The organism is Streptomyces endocoffeicus (genome assembly GCF_016741935.1).
Classification (GTDB): Bacteria; Actinomycetota; Actinomycetes; order Streptomycetales; family Streptomycetaceae; genus Streptomyces; species Streptomyces endocoffeicus.
The window spans coordinates 301918-318987 of record NZ_JAERRG010000001.1; the positions used below are offsets into that span (position 1 = coordinate 301918).

General features: G+C 69.8%; 15 protein-coding genes and 1 pseudogene. 9 read left to right on the forward strand and 7 right to left on the reverse strand.

Features of this window, described 5'->3' with window-relative positions; all coding sequences use genetic code 11:
• Positions 1 to 26: 26 nt before the first annotated feature.
• From JK364_RS01375 to JK364_RS01390, 4 genes are read right to left on the reverse strand one after another with little or no spacing between them, the layout of a single operon-like run.
• A complete protein-coding gene (locus JK364_RS01375) occupies positions 27 to 902 on the reverse strand; it encodes an ABC transporter ATP-binding protein (RefSeq protein WP_201846637.1) in 876 nt (291 codons plus the stop codon).
• A 41-nt stretch (positions 903 to 943) separates the two neighbouring features.
• A complete protein-coding gene (locus JK364_RS01380; protein WP_201846639.1) occupies positions 944 to 2005 on the reverse strand; it encodes a FecCD family ABC transporter permease in 1062 nt (353 codons plus the stop codon).
• Complete coding sequence (locus tag JK364_RS01385) at positions 2002 to 3060, reverse strand: FecCD family ABC transporter permease (RefSeq protein WP_201846641.1); 1059 nt, start codon at positions 3058 to 3060, stop codon at positions 2002 to 2004. The genes JK364_RS01380 and JK364_RS01385 overlap by 4 nt, the downstream gene beginning before the upstream one ends.
• 17 nt (positions 3061 to 3077) lie before the next feature.
• A complete protein-coding gene (locus tag JK364_RS01390) occupies positions 3078 to 4433 on the reverse strand; it encodes a lysine N(6)-hydroxylase/L-ornithine N(5)-oxygenase family protein (protein ID WP_201846643.1) in 1356 nt (451 codons plus the stop codon).
• Between the two features lie 247 nt (positions 4434 to 4680).
• Here JK364_RS01390 and JK364_RS01395 point away from each other — a divergent pair, with 247 nt between their 5' ends.
• Entirely contained in the window at positions 4681 to 5628 is a 948-nt protein-coding gene (locus JK364_RS01395; protein ID WP_201846645.1) for a methionyl-tRNA formyltransferase, read from the forward strand.
• A 105-nt stretch (positions 5629 to 5733) separates the two neighbouring features.
• Here JK364_RS01395 and JK364_RS01400 read toward each other — a convergent pair.
• Positions 5734 to 6339: pseudogene (locus tag JK364_RS01400) on the reverse strand (FAD-dependent oxidoreductase); the annotation flags it as partial.
• Positions 6340 to 6376: 37 nt separating this feature from the next.
• Positions 6377 to 7585, reverse strand: coding sequence for an RNA-guided endonuclease InsQ/TnpB family protein (locus JK364_RS01405; RefSeq protein WP_201846647.1), 1209 nt, complete (start codon positions 7583 to 7585; stop codon positions 6377 to 6379).
• Between the two features lie 25 nt (positions 7586 to 7610).
• On the opposite strand from JK364_RS01405, the gene tnpA reads away from it, so the two are divergent.
• Positions 7611 to 8027 carry an IS200/IS605 family transposase gene (tnpA, locus tag JK364_RS01410; protein ID WP_201846649.1) on the forward strand — a complete coding sequence of 139 codons (417 nt, stop codon included), beginning with the start codon at positions 7611 to 7613 and terminating at the stop codon, positions 8025 to 8027.
• 115 nt (positions 8028 to 8142) lie between these two features.
• Complete coding sequence (locus JK364_RS56840; RefSeq protein WP_269146167.1) at positions 8143 to 8271, forward strand: hypothetical protein; 129 nt, start codon at positions 8143 to 8145, stop codon at positions 8269 to 8271.
• Between the two features lie 46 nt (positions 8272 to 8317).
• Here JK364_RS56840 and JK364_RS01415 read toward each other — a convergent pair whose 3' ends face one another.
• Positions 8318 to 8983: a GntR family transcriptional regulator gene (locus JK364_RS01415; RefSeq protein WP_201846652.1), complete on the reverse strand. Its 666-nt coding sequence runs from the start codon at positions 8981 to 8983 to the stop codon at positions 8318 to 8320.
• Between the two features lie 96 nt (positions 8984 to 9079).
• Here JK364_RS01415 and glyA point away from each other — a divergent pair, with 96 nt between their 5' ends.
• From glyA to JK364_RS01445, 6 genes are all read left to right on the forward strand, one after another.
• On the forward strand, positions 9080 to 10396 hold the full coding sequence (glyA, locus tag JK364_RS01420) for a serine hydroxymethyltransferase (RefSeq protein ID WP_201846654.1): 1317 nt from the start codon (positions 9080 to 9082) through the stop codon (positions 10394 to 10396).
• Complete coding sequence (locus JK364_RS01425; RefSeq protein WP_201846657.1) at positions 10393 to 11613, forward strand: sarcosine oxidase subunit beta family protein; 1221 nt, start codon at positions 10393 to 10395, stop codon at positions 11611 to 11613. The genes glyA and JK364_RS01425 overlap by 4 nt, the downstream gene beginning before the upstream one ends.
• 67 nt (positions 11614 to 11680) lie before the next feature.
• Positions 11681 to 11977, forward strand: coding sequence for a sarcosine oxidase subunit delta (locus JK364_RS01430; RefSeq protein WP_198280006.1), 297 nt, complete (start codon positions 11681 to 11683; stop codon positions 11975 to 11977).
• Positions 11974 to 14886: a sarcosine oxidase subunit alpha family protein gene (locus JK364_RS01435; RefSeq protein WP_201846659.1), complete on the forward strand. Its 2913-nt coding sequence runs from the start codon at positions 11974 to 11976 to the stop codon at positions 14884 to 14886. Before JK364_RS01430 ends, JK364_RS01435 begins: the two co-directional genes overlap by 4 nt.
• Positions 14879 to 15493 carry a sarcosine oxidase subunit gamma gene (locus JK364_RS01440; RefSeq protein ID WP_201846661.1) on the forward strand — a complete coding sequence of 205 codons (615 nt, stop codon included), beginning with the start codon at positions 14879 to 14881 and terminating at the stop codon, positions 15491 to 15493. Before JK364_RS01435 ends, JK364_RS01440 begins: the two co-directional genes overlap by 8 nt.
• Before the next feature lie 873 nt (positions 15494 to 16366).
• Positions 16367 to 17038: a hypothetical protein gene (locus JK364_RS01445; RefSeq protein WP_307841123.1), complete on the forward strand. Its 672-nt coding sequence runs from the start codon at positions 16367 to 16369 to the stop codon at positions 17036 to 17038.
• Positions 17039 to 17070: the final 32 nt, after the last annotated feature.

The following is a 17070-nucleotide window of genomic DNA, read 5'->3' on the forward strand; positions in this document are numbered from 1 at the left end:
GCAAACCTTATCCCGCGGAAGTGAGGCTAGCCTAGCCTTACTTGGGAATTCCTTCCCGGAACCTGGCCGGGCCGGACATGGGTGCGGCCGATCGGCACGATGAGCGGCCGGTCGCCCACCGGGTCGTCAATGACCGTGGCACGCAGCCCGAATGCCTCGTCCAGCAACTCGGCGGTGATCACGTCACGCGGGTGCCCCTGCGCCAGGATCGAACCCGCCCGCATCACGATGAGGTTGTCGCTGTACCGCGTGGCCAGATTGAGGTCGTGCAGCACCATGACCACGGTGCGGCCCGACTCGTGCAGGTCGTCCACCAGGTCGAGCACATCGATCGCATGCGCCAGGTCCAGATAGGTGGTCGGCTCGTCGAGGAGCAGCAGATCGGTGCCCTGGGCCAGGGTCATCGAAATCCAGACCCGCTGGCGCTGCCCGCCGGACAGCGAGTCGACCGGGCGGTCGGCCAGATCCGACACTCCGGTCATGGCCAGCGCGCGCTCCACGACACCGGCGTCGTCCGACGACCACTGCCGCAGCCAGCTCTGGTGCGGATGACGTCCCTTCGCGACCAAGTCGGCCACCGTCAGCCCCTCCGGCGCGACCGGCGCCTGCGGCAGCAGCCCCAACTTCTTCGCCACGTCCCTGGTCCTGAGCCCCGCGATGTCCTCGCCGTCCAGCACGACGGCCCCCTTGGCCGGTTTGAGCAGCCGGGTCAGGGTGCGCAACAGGGTGGACTTGCCACAGCCGTTGGGACCGATGATCGTGGTGATCACGCCGGGCGGGATCGTCACGTCGAGGTTCTCGATGACGGTCCGGCCGCCGTACCCGACCGTGACGCCTCTGGCCGCGAGCCGCGCTTTGCCCTGGGCCGCGGACTCGATGTCGGTGATGCGCTCGGCGCTCACAAGTCCCCCTGTATCGAGGTTTCGCCTGACGTTGTCGCCATCTATCTGAGGTTCGCCCGCACCAGCAGATAGACGAGGAAGGGGCCGCCGATCGCGGCGGTGACCACGCCGACCGGGAGAGTGATCGGCAGCGCCGTGCGCGCGACCAGGTCCGCGCCGGTCAGCAGCAACGCTCCGACCATGCCGGAGGCCACCATCGGCGGCGTCGGGCACCTCGCCAGACGCATCGCCACCTGCGGCGCCACCAGCGCGACGAACGGGACCGGACCCGCGGCGCTCACCGCCACAGCGGCCAGCAGGACCGCGCACAGCAACAGGACCGCCCGCACCATCGAGTACCGGACCCCCAGGCCGGCGGCGACCTCGTCGCCCAGGTGCATCGGCTTGAACTGGAACGCGACACAGGACACGACGACCAGGAGGACGAGCGTGCACCACAGCGCCACCCGGACCTCGCCCCACGAGCGGCCCTCCAGCGAGCCGACCAGCCACGCCTGAGCCCGGGCCACGTCCCTGATGTCGGCCGTGGCCAGCAGCCATGTGGTGATCGCCTCCATCACGGCGCTCACCGAGATGCCGATGAGGATGAGCCGGAAGCCGTCGATACCGCGCCGCCACGCCAGGAAGTACACCAGCAGCCCGGTTCCGAGACCGCCCGCGAGCGCCGCCGCGGACAGGCCCACGGCGCTGACGACCGCCGCGGCGGTCCCGCCCGACACCGTCACCAGGAACACCGCGACCGCGCCGGCGCCCCCGGTGATCCCCAGAATGTCCGGGCTGGCCAGCGGATTGCGGGCGATGGACTGCGTCAGCGCCCCGGACACCCCCAGCGCGACGCCCACGATGAGCCCGGCCAGGGCACGCGGCATCCGCAAGTCCATGATCACGAACTTGTCGACCCGCTCGCCCCCGCCGAGGATCGTGGCGATCACCCGGGACAGGCCGATGGGGAAGTCGCCGACGCCGATGGACAGGCAGAACACCAGGAAGGTGGCCGCGGCCAACAGCAGCGTGACGCTTACCAGCCAGGGCCGCCATACGAACGACACCTGGCCGAGCCGCACGCCCGGTGCCACCGATCGCTTCACATCTGTCCCGCTCATGTGTTCTTGAACTTTCCGAGCCACACCAGGGCCGCGAAGAACGGGGCGCCCAGGAGAGCCACGACAACACCCGCGTCCAACTCACCCGGCCGCACCACCAAGCGCCCCACGATGTCGCAGACCAGGAGGACCACGGCCCCGAGCAGACCCGCGTACGGCACCAGCCAGCGGTAGTCCGGCCCGGTCAGATACCGGGCCACATGGGCCACCATGAGCCCGAGGAACGCGATGGGGCCGCACGCCGCCGTCGCCGCGCCCGCCAGCAGGGTGATGGCGACGATGCCGACGGTCCGGCTGAGCGCGATGTTCACGCCCAGCCCCCGCGCCACGTCGTCACCCAGGCTGAGCAGGTTGAGGGCGGGCAGCGTGGTCAGCGCCAGCACCAGCCCGACGGCGATGAACAGGGTCACCGGCCGGATGACGTCGAATCCGACACCGGCCACGGAGCCCGCGTTCCAGAACCGCAGCGCGTTCAGCGACGCCCGGTCCGACAGCGCGACCGCCGTGGTCATCGCCGTCAGGAACACCGTGATCCCCTGTCCGGCCAGTGCGAGCGTCAACGGGTTGCCGGCCCCCCGGCCGATGCTCGCCAGCCCGAACACCACCACACCGGCGACCGCCGCCCCCAGGAAGGCGAACCAGACATACTGGAACGGGTCGGCGAACCCGAACAGGGCGATCACCGACACCACGGCGAACGAGGCGCCGGCGTTCACCCCCAGCAGGCCCGTGTCGGCGATCGGATTCCGCGTATACCCCTGGATCAACGCCCCGCCGACTCCCAGGGCGATGCCCGCCACGATCGCGAGCACCGTCCGGGGCACCCGCACGGTCCGCACGATGAGCCTGATCTCGGTGAGCCGCTGATCGGAGTCCGGCGCCGCGAACAACCCGTGCCACACCTCGCCGGGACTCAGCGCGCGCGCACCGACGGCCAGCGACACCGCCCCCGCGATCACGAGGAGCGCCACGAGCGTGCCGATACCCACAACCCGCCGCCGTCGGGCCTCTGTTGTGCCCCTGGTCAAGGGGCGCTCAATCGCAGTCGTGCCCATGTCTCAGTACGTCATCCCTACCGGGCGGTGCAGCCGACGCCGTCGGCGGCCGACCGGGCCTCCTCGGACGCGGATGTGACACCCCTGTCGAGGAGCGAGTCCAGGATCTCGCCGACCCTGATCGCGGTGTTGGACAGCAGAGACGATGTGATGCCGTGCGTGTGCTCCGTGCCGCCTTGCAGATAGATTCCGCAGCGCAGCCCGGGATCCGTCACGATGCGGTAGTCACGCTCGACACGGAAGCGGCCCTCGTCGTCCCTGGGGCAGCGGTCGGCGACTTCGCCGAGGAGGCCCAGGGGGTCAACGGGACTGTAGCCGGTGGCGAAGACCACGACGTCCGCGTCCAGAAGCGTCTCCTCGCCGGTGACGAGGGACTTCACGGTGGCACGGACCTGTGCCGGCGTCTCCTTGACGTCGGCGAGCCGGGACACGTTGAGGAAGCGCAGCCGCTCGGCGCCGAGAACCTTCTCCTGGTACATCTGCCGGTAGAGGTCGTCGATCAGGTCGATGTCCACCACGGAGTAGTTGGTGTTGCCGTGGTAGTCCATCAGCTGCCGCTTGACGTTCTCGGGCGCGGCGAAGTAGTCGTCGACCGCCTCGGGGTCGAAGATCCGGTTGGCGAAACCGCTGTCGTCGGCGGGGCTGTAGCCGTAGCGGGAGAAGACCGCGCAGACCTCGGCCCCGGGGAAACGGCGGTGCAGGTAGGCGACGTTCTCGGCGGCACTCTGCCCGGCGCCCACGACGATGAACCGAGAGGGCGAGGTGCCCTCCAGCTCGTCGGCCTTCGCCAGCAGTTCAGAGGTGTGCCAGACGCGGTGGCCGCGTTCCACACCCTCGGGCATGAGGGGACGCAGCCCGGTACCGATGACGAGGTTGCGCGCCCGGTGGACGGCGAGTCCCTCCCCCGACCGGACCGTCACGTCCAAGTACTCCACGGCTCCGTCGCTGACGACAGGCACGATGCCGACGACCTCGTGGCCGTAGGAGACCATGTCCTCGACCTTGGCCGCGGCCCACTCGAAGTAGTCGTGGAACTCCACCCGCAGCGGGAAGAGGTTCTTGTGGTTGATGAAGTCGATCAGCCGCCCCTTGCTCTTCAGATAGCAGAGGAAGCTGAACTCACTGGCCGGGTTCCGCAGCGTCACCAGGTCCTTGAGGAAGGACACCTGCATGGTGGCGTCGTCGATCAGCATTCCTCGGTGCCAGCCGAAGCGTGGCTGCTGCTCGAAGAATTGAGCGCTGATCGCCTCCCGCCCACCGACGCGTGCGTTGTGCTCGCTGAGTGCGATCGCCATGGCCACATTGGACGGCCCGAAGCCGATGCCAATGAGGTCGTGGACCAGTAATGCGTCACCAGGAAGAACCTGTGACATGTCACTCCCATCGTGCGGGGCAATCGCCTGTCAGGCATGGGGAAGTCGCGGTGGCCACGCCGACGGAGCGACCTGGCGGCAACTTAGGTGAGCCTAAGCTAAACCCGCGCGACTGTCGATAGCGCCGCTCAGGCATCCGCGCTCGCCGACCACTCGCCAACTGGGAGATCAGATGGGCCCGTTGCAGACTAAGGTAAGCCTTGCTTTACTTGCTGCTCGGTCATCCCCTGCTTCGAGGAGGAACCCCATGCGGGTCGTCATGTTCGGTTACCAGACCTGGGGGCACCGCACCCTGCAAGCCCTCCTGGACTCCGAACACGACGTGGTACTGGTCGTGACACACCCCAAGAGCGAGCACGCGTACGAGAAGATCTGGAGTGACTCCGTCGCCGAGCTCGCCGAGGAGCACGGCGTCCCGGTGCTGCTCCGCAACCGCCCCGACGACGACGAGCTGTTCGAGCGCCTCAAGGAGGCCGACCCGGACATCATCGTGGCGAACAACTGGCGGACGTGGATCCCTCCGCGCATCTTCGGCCTGCCGCGCCACGGCACCCTGAACGTCCACGACGCGCTGCTGCCGAAGTACGCCGGCTTCTCCCCGCTGATCTGGGCCCTGATCAACGGCGAGCCCGAAGTGGGCGTCACCGCGCACATGATGAACGACGAACTCGACGCCGGTGACATCGTCCGGCAGGAGGCGGTCCCGGTCGGGCCGGCGGACACCGCCACCGACCTCTTCCACAAGACCGTCGACCTCATCGCCCCGGTCACCATCGGCGCGCTCGGCCTCATCGCCGCCGGGCAGACGGAGTTCACCAAGCAGGACCGGTCCCGGGCGAGCTTCTTCCACAAGCGGTCCATCGAGGACAGCCGCATCGACTGGACCTGGCCGGCGGAAGACCTCGAACGCCTGGTCCGCGCCCAGTCCGAGCCGTACCCCAGCACCTACACCTTCCACAAGGGCAAGCGCCTCGAAATCCTGGCCGCGGTCGTGTCCCAGGGCCGGTACGGCGGCACCCCCGGCCGCATCTTCTACCGCGAGGGCGACGGGGTGGCGATCGTCGCCGGAGCCGACGCCCGCACCGGCCGCAATCGGGGTCTGGCCATCACCCGCGTACGGACCGAGGACGGCCGCGAGATGGGCGCCACGGAGTACTTCACCTCCATGGGCGGCTATCTGACCAGCCGCCCCTGACGCACCGGCCCACCGCAGACCCGACGCTGACGCCCAGTCAGATCGTCCGGCTGACCAGGGCGCTGCCGCCGATCACGGTCAAGCCGACGCCGCCACGGGCCTTTTCTACGGTGCGCCGGTGGGCCGGCGATGGACCTCGGCTTCGACGACCTTGTCGGCGAAGCCCGGCAGGACCTGGCTGAGATCGTCGAGGTAGATTCGGCGGATGTCGTCGTCGAGTTCGAGCAGCCGGCGTGCCAGGCTGCCCGGCGAGAAGGTCATGATGCTGCTGCCGGGCTGCCGTTCCGGCTCCAGGCCGCGCTGGATGTTGGAGTGGTTCAGCAGGACGTTGAAGGACCGTTTGGGCGCCGCGATGGCGTAGGCGTCGTCCCAGACCTGACGCTCGGTCTCGTCGGTGAGGAACGCGGCACTCACGTACGGCCCGTAGACGATCTTCGACAGGGCCTCCCGGAGGTCGCGGTCGAGATCGACGGCGATCCGGTGGCTGACCGTCGCGGGGGCCCGGACCACGCAGCGCACCTCGACCTCCCGCTCGGCTCCGTCCTGCCGGTATCGGACGATCACCGAGCCCTTCTTCTGGAAGATTTCGTCAACGGTCGCATTCAGCCACACCCGGTTCGACAGTGCCGCGGCGATGCTCTCGGTGAGGGTGGACGCCCCGCCGAGGATGCTCTGGGAGACACCGGCGCCGATGTTCCACACCAGGCTGAATTGAAATCCTCTCCCCTTTGAGGGGGGAGATTCCCGCCTACCGCGTCGTTGAACGCTGCGGTGTCGAGTGGGTTCCTGCTTCGCTGCGCGGTGCCGGGACGAGTCCCGGTCCTACCTGCGCTCCACAGGCTGTCACGGCCAGTCCGGCCGCCTTGGCGACGTTGACCGCCGCGTTGATGTCCCGGTCCAGAACCGCCCCGCATGCCCCACAGGTCCACACGCGCACGTGCAGGGGCTTGGGCCCGTCCTTCACTCCGCACTGCGAGCACACCTGCGACGTGGGCTCGAACCGGCCGATCCGGATGAAGGTACGCCCGTACCGGGCGGCCTTGTACTCCAGCATGCTCACGAACGCCGACCATCCTGCGTCGTGAACGGACTTGGCCAGGGGCGTGCGGGCGAGTCCCTTCACCGCCAGATCCTCCACGGCGACCGCTTGGTTCTCGCGGATCAGCCTCGTGGAAAGCTGGTGGTGGAACTCGCGGCGCGCGTCCGCGACACGGGCGTGTGCCCGAGCGACGCGGACCCTGGCCTTGTCCCTGTTCCTGCTGCCCTTCTCCGTGCGGGAGAGAGCGCGCTGCGCCTTCTTCAGGCGCTTCTCGGCCCGGCACAGGAAGCGCGGGCTGTCGACCTTTCGGCCGTCGGAGAGGACCGCGAAGTGCCCGAGGCCGAGGTCGATGCCCAGCTCGGGCGTCGTCTCCGGCAGCACCTCTTCCGGGCCGGTCTCCACGACGAAGGACGCGAAGTACCGGCCCGCCGAGTCCTTGACCACCGTCACCGTGGACGGCGTCGAGGGCAACGTGCGGGACCACTTCACCTTCAGGTCGCCGATCTTCGGCAAACGCAGCTTTCCGCCCGTGGTGATCGACCAGCGGGCGTTCGCGGTGAACCGGACGGCCTGCCGGGTGTCCTTGCGCGACTTGTACCGGGGCGCGCCCATGCGTGGACGCTTGCCCTTCAGACTGTCGAAGAAGTTCCGGTACGCCGTGTCCAGGTCCCTCAAGGACTGCTGGAGGACGACCGCCGACACCTCGCCGAGCCAGGCCCGCTCCGGTGTCCGCTTGGCCTCGGTGATGAGCCGCTTGGAAAGGTCCCCGCTCTTCGGGAACGGCATGCCTTCGCTGCGGGCGGTCTCCCGAGCGCGGAGCGCGTCGTTGTAGACCACCCGCGCGCATCCGAATGCCCTCGCCAGCGCTGTGCGCTGACCGGCGCTCGGGTACAGGCGGAAGCTATACCGAAGCTGCACACGGATCATGATACACAGTTGGTTTATGGGTACCGATGAAGACGTTCGTACAGGTCGTCACTGCATCTTCCGTATGCATGTTCACTTGGTCTTCGTAACGAAGTACCGGCACTCCGTCTTCGCCAACCGGCACCTGACGCGCTGCGAGGAGATCATGCGGGCCGTGTGCGAGGACTTCGAAGCCGAGATGGTCGAGTTCAACGGCAAGACCAACCACGTCCACCTACTCGTGAACTTCCCGCCGAAGGTGGCCGTGTCCAGGCTGGTGAACTCCCTCAAAGGCGTGTCTTCGCGCAGGCTCCGCCAGGAGTTCCCCGACCTCGTCCGCCACTACTGGCGGGCACAGCGTCTGTGGTCCGGCTCGTACTTCGCCGGGTCGGTCGGCGGCGCGCCGCTCAGCATCGTGAAGCAGTACATCGAGCAGCAGAACCGGCCACTCTGATCTGGGCTGAGGTGAACAGTGCGGATCCATTCACACAGCCGAGGTCAGAGCAGGCCAAAGATTCACTTCACCACCGGACTGAAGCCCAGTGCACTGCGAATAGATCCGGTAACCAATGCCCGCACCGGCGGAGATCTGCATGGTCGCCCAGCTCCCCGAGGACGACGTCGCCCCGCATCTGTGGACCACGCTGGCGGGCAGGCCCCGGCTGCACCGGGAGGACCCGCGGGGCGCCCCGCACTGAGGCGGGCGCCGCGGGCGGCCGGATCCCGTCTCAGCCGGATCCCGTCTCAGATGGCCGCGCGAATGGCCCGTTCGAAGCCCTCGACATGGCTGTGGGCGAGCTGTGCCGCCTTGTCGGCGTCACCGGCGACGACCGCCTCGATCAACGGCCCGTGCTCTCCGACGTGACCGGCCATATCGGACAGACGGTCGATGAACAGGCACCAGATGCGGGTCGCCAGATTGTCGTGGCGGACGAGCGTGTCCTCCAGGTACGGGTTGTGCGTGGCGGCGTAGATCGCGCGGTGGACCTGGAGGTCCAGGCGCATCAGCTCGGCGGCGTCGCGCCGAGGTGAATCCGCGCCCTCCAGCTCCCGCAGGACGGCCGTCAGGGTCGTACGGTCCGCGGTCGTGGCGCGCCGCGCGGCCAGGGCGGCGGCCAGGGGTTCCAGCTCCTGGCGGACCTCGGAGATATGGGCCAGGTCGGTGATGTTGACGTCGGTGGCGAAGGTGCCGCGCCGGGGGTAGGTCGTGATCAGCCGCTCGTACTGGAGCCGCTTGAGCGCCTCGCGCACCGGCGTGCGTCCGACGCCGAGGGACTGCGCCAGCTGGTCCTCGTTGATCGGCGCGCCCGGGCGGATCTCGAGCATGACGAGCCGGTCGCGGATGGCGCGATAGGCGCGCTCGGCGAGGGACAGCTCCTCGCCCGCGGGTTCGGTCGCCACCTGCTGCATGAAATGCCCCCTTGACCTGTGTCGCGAGCTCTCATACCTTACCGCAGAGGCTGATATATCAGTTGCCCATTAGTTGGCTCTCAGGATGGTGCACAGATGGCAATCACTCCGTCGACCAGCACATTCGCCTCCCCTCTCGCCCTCCCGCTCAGCGAACTCGACCCGGACATCGCCGCCGCGGTGGAGGCCGAGCTGCACCGCCAGCAGTCCACCCTGGAGATGATCGCCTCGGAGAACTTCGCTCCGTCGGCGGTCATGGAGGCCCAGGGCTCGGTCCTGACCAACAAATACGCCGAGGGCTACCCCGGCCGCCGCTACTACGGCGGCTGTGAGCACGTCGACGTGGTCGAGCGGATCGCCATCGACCGGGTCAAGGAGCTCTTCGGCGCCGAGGCCGCCAACGTCCAGCCGCACTCCGGCGCCCAGGCCAACGCCGCCGCGATGTTCGCCCTCCTCTCCCCCGGCGACACCATCCTCGGCCTCGACCTCGCGCACGGCGGCCATCTGACCCACGGCATGCGCATCAACTTCTCCGGCAAGCTCTACAACGTCGTGCCCTACCACGTGGGCGAGTCCGATCTGCGCATCGACATGGACGAGGTCGAGCGGCTCGCGCTCGCCCACCGGCCCAAGATGATCGTCGCGGGCTGGTCGGCCTACCCCCGCCGACTGGACTTCGCCGCCTTCCGCCGGATCGCGGACGAGGTCGGCGCGTATCTGATGGTGGACATGGCGCACTTCGCCGGGCTGGTGGCCGCGGGCCTCCACCCCAACCCGGTGCCGTACGCCGACGTCGTGACCACCACCACCCACAAGACCCTCGGCGGCCCGCGCGGTGGCGTGATCCTCTCCACCGCCGGCCTGGCCAAGAAGATCAACTCCGCGGTCTTCCCGGGCCAGCAGGGCGGCCCGCTGGAGCATGTCATCGCGGCGAAGGCGGTGGCCTTCAAGGTGGCGGCGGGCGAGGAGTTCAAGGAGCGCCAGCGGCGCACCCTGGACGGCGCCCGCATCCTCGCCGGACGGCTGCTGGCCGACGATGTGGCCGAGGCCGGGATCACGGTGCTGACCGGCGGCACCGAGGTCCATCTGGTCCTCGTCGACCTGCGGAATTCCACGCTCGACGGGCAGCGGGCGGAGGACCGGCTGCACCGCGTCGGCATCACGGTCAACCGCAACGCGGTGCCGTTCGACCTCCGCCCGCCGATGGTCTCCTCGGGGCTGCGGATCGGCACTCCGGCCCTGGCCACCCGCGGCTTCGGCGAGACTGAGTTCCGGGAGGTCGCCGACATCATCGCCCAGGCACTGAAGGACGAGCGGCTCGACGACGAGCGCGCGGGCCTGCTCCGCGACCGGGTCGGGAAGCTCGCCGCCGCCTTCCCCCTCTACCCCCGCCCGAACGGAGACCCGGCATGACCGCCCAGCCGCCGCCGGAGCACCCGGACTTCCTCTGGCGCAACCCCGAGCCGCGCTCCTCGTACGACGTCGTCATCGTCGGCGCGGGCGGCCACGGCCTGGCCACCGCCCACTACCTCGCCCAGAACCACGGCATCACCAACGTCGCCGTCCTGGAGAAGGGCTGGCTGGCCGGCGGCAACATGGCGCGCAACACCACGATCATCCGCTCCAACTACCTGTGGGACGAGAGCGCGGCGATCTACGAGCACGCGCTCAAGCTGTGGGAGGGGCTGCCGGAGGAGCTGGACTACGACTTCCTCTTCAGCCAGCGCGGCGTCCTCAACCTCGCGCACACCCTTCAGGACGTCCGCGAGGGCGTGCGCCGGGTGGGCGCCAACCGCCTCAACGGCGTCGACGCCCAGTGGCTGACGCCGGACGAGGTCGCCGAAGTGTGCCCGATCCTCAATGTCTCGTCCCGCACCCGGTATCCGGTCCTCGGCGCCACCTTCCAGCCGCGGGCCGGTATCGCCAAGCACGACCATGTCGCGTGGGCGCTGGCGCGCCGGGCCGACGCCATGGGTGTGGACCTGATCCAGGGGTGCGAGGTCACCGGCTTCCTCAAGGACGGCGACCGGGTGGTGGGCGTCGAGACCAGCCGTGGCCGCATCCGCGCGGGCCGGGTCGGCCTCGCGGCCGCCGGGCACAGCAGTGTGCTGGCCGAGCTGGCCGGTTTCCGGCTGCCGGTGCAGTCCCATCCGCTCCAGGCGCTGGTCTCCGAACTGCACGAGCCGGTGCACCCGACCGTGGTGATGTCGAACCATGTGCACGTCTACGTCTCCCAGGCGCACAAGGGCGAGCTGGTGCTGGGCGCGGGCGTCGACTCGTACAACGGCTACGGGCAGCGCGGCTCCTTCCACGTCATCGAGCAGCAGATGGCCGCCGCCGTCGAGCTGTTCCCCGTCTTCGCACGCGCGCATGTGCTGCGGACCTGGGGCGGCATCGTCGATGTCACCCCGGACGCCTCCCCCATCATCGGCACCACCCCCGTCGAGAACCTCTACGTCAACTGCGGCTGGGGCACCGGCGGGTTCAAGGCCACTCCGGCCGCCGGCTGGACCTTCGCACACACCATCGCCACGGGCGAGCCGCATCCGCTGAACGCCCCCTTCGCCCTCGAACGCTTCGCGACGGGCGCGCTGATCGACGAACACGGCGCCGCGGCCGTGGCCCACTGAGAACCGGCTGAGCGCCCACCGAGAGCCCGCCGAGAGCCCGCTGAGAGCCCGCTGAGAGAAGGACACCGTGCTGCTGATCACCTGCCCATGGTGCGGTCCCCGCGACGAGGCCGAGTACCACTACGGGGGACAGGCCCATGTCCCCTACCCCGAGCGCCCCGCCGACCTCGACGACGAGCAGTGGGCCGCGTACGTCTTCTACCGGGACAACCCCAAGGGCCCCTTCGCCGAACGGTGGATGCACGGCACCGGCTGCCGCCGCTGGTTCAACGTCCTGCGCGACACCGTCAGCTACGAGGTGCTGGCCTCCTACCGGCTCGACGCGCCCCGCCCCGAACTGCCCCAGGCCGGAGGAAACCGATGACCGATCAGCCTCACCAGCCCGACCAGCGCTGTCGGCTCCGGCAAGGAGGTCGCATCGAGCGCGGCACCGTGCTGCGGTTCACCCTCGACGGACGGGAGCTGACCGGGCACCCCGGAGACACCGTGGCCTCGGCGATGCTGGCGAACGGGGTCGCCGAGGTCGGCCCGTCGATCTACCGCGGACGCCCTCGCGGCATCGTCGCCGCGGGTGTCGAGGAACCCAACGCCCTGGTGCAGCTCGGCGGTTCATGCTCGGAGGGCATGCTTCCGGCGACGACCGTGGAGCTGTACGACGGGCTGTCCGCCACCACGCTTTCCGGGATGGGGCGGCTCGACCCCACTCCCGACCCCGCCGTCTACGACAAGAAGTACGTCCACACCGACGTCCTGGTCATCGGCGCCGGACCGGCCGGGCTCGCGGCCGCCGCCGCTGCCGCGGGCTCCGGCGCCCGTGTGACCCTCCTCGACGACCAGCCCGAGCCCGGCGGTTCGCTGCTCTCCGGGCGCGCCGAGAGGGTCGGCGCGCAGACCGCCCTCGAGTGGGTCGCCGAGGTCCGCGCGGCGCTCGACGCCGCCCCGGAGGCCGTCGTCCTGCGCCGCACCACGGCGTTCGGCGCTTACGACGACAACTATGTGCTGGCCGTGCAGCGGCGCACCGATCACCTCGGAGCCGACACGCCCGGCCCTTCCGAGGGCGTCTCGCGCCAGCGGCTGTGGCACATCCGCGCCCGCCAGGTGGTCCTGGCGACCGGCGCCCACGAGCGTCCGCTGGTGTTCGCCGGGAACGACCGGCCCGGGGTGATGCTCGCCGCGGCCGTGCGCTCGTACCTCAACCGGTATGCCGTGGCTCCGGGCTCGCGGGCGGTGGTGAGCACGACCAACGACAGCGCCTATGACACGGTCGCCGACCTCCACGCCGCCGGGATCGACATCGCCGCCGTCGTGGACGCCCGTCCCGGGCTGTCCCGCCGGGCCGCCGAGGTCGCCACGGCGGCCGGGGTGCGGGTGCTGACGGGCAGTGCGGTGGTGGACACCGCGGGCGGCGGCCGGCTCACCGGAGTCACCGTCCAGGGACTCGACGAGGGCGGTCAACTCACCGGCGCCCCGGAGTCGTTCGACTGCGATCTGCTCGCCGTGTCGGGCGGGTGGAGCCCGGTGGTGCACCTGCACAGCCAGCGCCAGGGCAAGCTGCGCTGGGACGGGGACCTGGTCGCGTTCGTGCCCGACGGCACCGTACGGGACCAGCGGGTCGTCGGTGCGGCCCGGGGGACGTACGACCTCGACGGCTGTCTGGCCGAGGGGGCGCGGGCCGGTGCGCGGGCGGCGACGGACGCCGGGTTCCCGGTCCCCCTGCCGTCGCCCGACGAGGCGCGGCCCGGAGGCGGCCCGATGCGCGCGCTGTGGCTGGTGCCCGCGCCCGAGGGCGAGCCGGGCGGCTGGCACACCCACTTCGTCGACCTGCAGCGCGATGCCACCGTCGCCGACGTCCGGCGGTCCACCGGCTCGGGCATGCGCGGTGTCGAGCACGTCAAGCGCTACACCTCGCTCGGCACGGCGAACGACCAGGGCAAGACCTCCGGCGTCAACGCGATCGGAGTGATCGCCGAGGTCCTCGGCGCGGGCGCGTCCCCCGGAGAGATCGGCACCACGGCCTACCGGGCGCCGTACACGCCGGTGGCCTTCGCCGCCCTTGCCGGGCGTGAGCGCGGTGAGCTGTTCGATCCGGAGCGCATGACCTCCATGCACAACTGGCATGTCGCTCAGGGGGCGGTGTTCGAGGACGTCGGGCAGTGGAAGCGCCCCCGGTACTACCCCCGGCCCGGTGAGGACATGGACTCGGCCGTGGCCCGCGAGTGCCGCGCGGCCCGGGAGGGGGTGGCGTTCATGGACGCCTCCACCCTCGGCAAGATCGAGATCTGGGGCGGGGACGCCGGGGAGTTCCTGGGCCGCGTCTACACCAACGGCTTCAAGAAGCTGCGGCCCGGTATGGCCCGCTACGGCGTGATGTGCAAGCCCGACGGCATGATCTTCGACGACGGGGTGACACTGCGCCTCGAGGAGAACCGCTACTTCATGACCACCACGACCGGCGGCGCCGCCGGAGTCCTGGACTGGCTGGAGGAGTGGCTGCAGACCGAGTGGCCCGAGCTCGACGTCCACTGCACCTCGGTGACCGAGCAGTGGGCGACGATCGCCGTGGTCGGCCCGCAGTCACGCGAGGTCGTCGCCCATCTCGCCCCCGACGTCGACTTGTCGAACGAGGCGTTCCCCTTCATGGCCCTCCGCGAGACCACTCTGGCCTCCGGTATCCCGGCCCGCGTCTGCCGGATCTCCTTCTCCGGCGAACTGGCCTACGAGATCAACGTCTCGGCGTGGTACGGGCTGGCGGTCTGGGAGGAGGTGTACGCGGTGGGCCGACCGTACGACATCACCCCGTACGGCACCGAGACCATGCACGTCCTGCGCGCCGAGAAGGGCTACATCATCGTCGGCCAGGACACCGACGGCACCGTCACCCCTCAGGACGCGGGCATGTCCTGGGTGGTCTCCAAGCAGAAGGACTTCATCGGCAAGCGCTCGTACTCCCGCCCCGACACCGCCCGCGCCGACCGCAAGCACCTGGTCGGCCTGTTGCCGAGCGATCGCGGCACCCGGCTGCCCGAGGGCACCCAGCTCATCGCGCCGAACGTGCCCGTCTCCCCCGGGGCCGGGCCGGTGCCGATGCTCGGCCATGTCACCTCCAGCTACCACAGCCAGGCGCTGGGCCGTCCGTTCGCCCTCGCCCTGGTCACCGCCGGCCGGGACCGCGTCGGGGACACGCTCCTCGCCCCCGTCGGCGACGACCTCGTCCCCGTCCAGGTCACCGAACCCGTGCTCTACGACCCCGAAGGGACCAAGCGAGATGGCTGAGCCGACCCACGCGAGCCCGGTGGCGCTGCGCACCAGCCCCCTGGCACATCTGGCGGACCGGATGCGCGCGGCCGCCGTCACCGGCGCCCGCGGCGTCACGCTGGCCGAGCGGCCGTTCCGCACCATGGTGAACCTGCGCCTCGACCCCGTTTCCGAAGCGGCCGACCGCATGGAGAAGACCCTGGGGGCGCCACTCCCGCGAGAGTGCGGCCACACCACCGCGTCCGGCCCCCATACCGTCGCCTGGCTCGGCCCAGACGAGTGGCTCGTGCTGTCCGAAGAGCCCATCGACACCGTCGAGTTGCGACAGGCACTCGCGGGAGACCCGGGCTCGGTCGTGGACGTCTCGGCGAACCGCACCACGCTGGAGCTGAGCGGCCCGGCCGCCCGCCAGGTGCTGGAGAAGGGCTGCCGACTGGACCTGCACCCCCGGGCCTTCGGCCCCGGCCGGGCGGTGTCGACCACGGTGGGACCCGTCCCGGTGCTGCTCTGGCAGCTCGACAACGCACCGACGTACCGGCTCCTCCCGCGATCCTCGTTCGCCGACCATCTGGCGCGCTGGCTCATCGACGCGATGAGCGAGTACCGCGGACCGGAGGTGCCCTGACAAGGGCTCCGATGAAGATCAAGCTGGCGTATGTGGAGCCCGATGTCACCGTGCTGGGCATGAGCGACAGACGGTCCGCATAGGCGCGCAGGAGGTCGTGCATGGCGTACCGCCCGGGTCCGGCGGACTGCACCAGATGGGCCCGGGTCAGCAGGGCGAGCCGGCGACCGGCCCGGTCCACGTCCTCGCCGGTGAGGGCGGCGGTGGCGGGGACGCCGAAGTCCGGCCCCGGGTGCGGGGCGAGCAGCCGGAACGTCCGGCACCCCGCAGCGCAAGCGGCAGCCGGGCGCACAGCGGCGGGCCGTGGAGGGCTCGCTGGTGAGGTGTGCCGAGGTCGATTCCGGCCTCGGCATGCCAGGCCCGTAACGGCAGAAATCCCTTTCCCTCTCCCGCCGTATTCGGCCATGAACGCTTCCGGTCGGGCGGCACGCGCCCCACTCGTCAGCGGATGGTCTTGGTCCATTTCTCGGGGTCGACCGGCCCCTCCCCAGGACAGACCCCCATCTGATAGCGCGCGCTCATCGCTCCATCGCCAGGAAACCCCATATTCACCTTCGCTCCGGAGTCGCCTCTGATTCGGCCATACCTGGCCGATATCCAGCTTGCCGCTCGTCCTGATGTGGCCTGGATAATTCTGCCGTTGTCACCGGCCCTACCAGGTCGGCGCCGCGGTTCGGGGAGGGTGCGTTCCGCCTTCCCGTCTGATCCACCTCAGTTTCCCTCTGCTCCTCTCCGCTCCTCCTGCTCCGCCCTGTTCCGCCTTGTTCCGCCCTGTCCCAACGCACCAGCCAGGAATTCAGTGATGGTCATGCGCGCTCGTGGAACGGTTCGGCACCTTTTCGGCACCAAGCGAAGACACCCTGGGAGACACACGTGAGAAAGCTGAAGCTGGGCAAGAGATCGGTCCGAATGGGATCCGCGCTGGCGGTCGGCTTATTGATGGTGAGTGGCCTGACGGCCACGTCGGCCGACGCCGCGTCGTCCTCGGCCAACGCCGCGCCCGAGCTGGGCGTTCGGTTCTACCCCGACGGCGACGGCCAGTGCGACGGGCCGACGAATCCGCCGGAGCGGTGGGTCACCGCGCCCGACTGGTCCACCGCCATCCGCCTTGACACCGACAATCGCCCGGGCGGCTGTCAGCTGGCCTTCGGCATCTACGACCCGTCCAACTCCCTCGCGGGCCTGAACGCCACCTACACATGGGAGCCGGAGCCCGGCAGCGACGACAGTCAGTGCCAGAACGGGGGCCCGCACCCGATCCCGATCAAGCCGTTCAAGACCTTCGGCGACAACATCCGGGTGGACACCGACGGCCGCGCGGGCTGGTGCAACCTCACCTTCACCCTCTCCGGTCGCTCGGACGTCGGCCTCGACGTGCAGTTCTACGGCGACGGCGGCGCCGACGCCGGGGGGCAGTGCAGGAACTATCGCCCCAAGGACACCTACGACACAGCCTATGACGGCCACCCCGTCACCGTGGGCGACGACACCGACGGCCGCGCCGGCGGCTGCTATCTGTCGCTCCGCGTGAACCGCCTGTTCTAGGCCTCCAGGCCTCCAGGCCTCCAGGCTTCTAG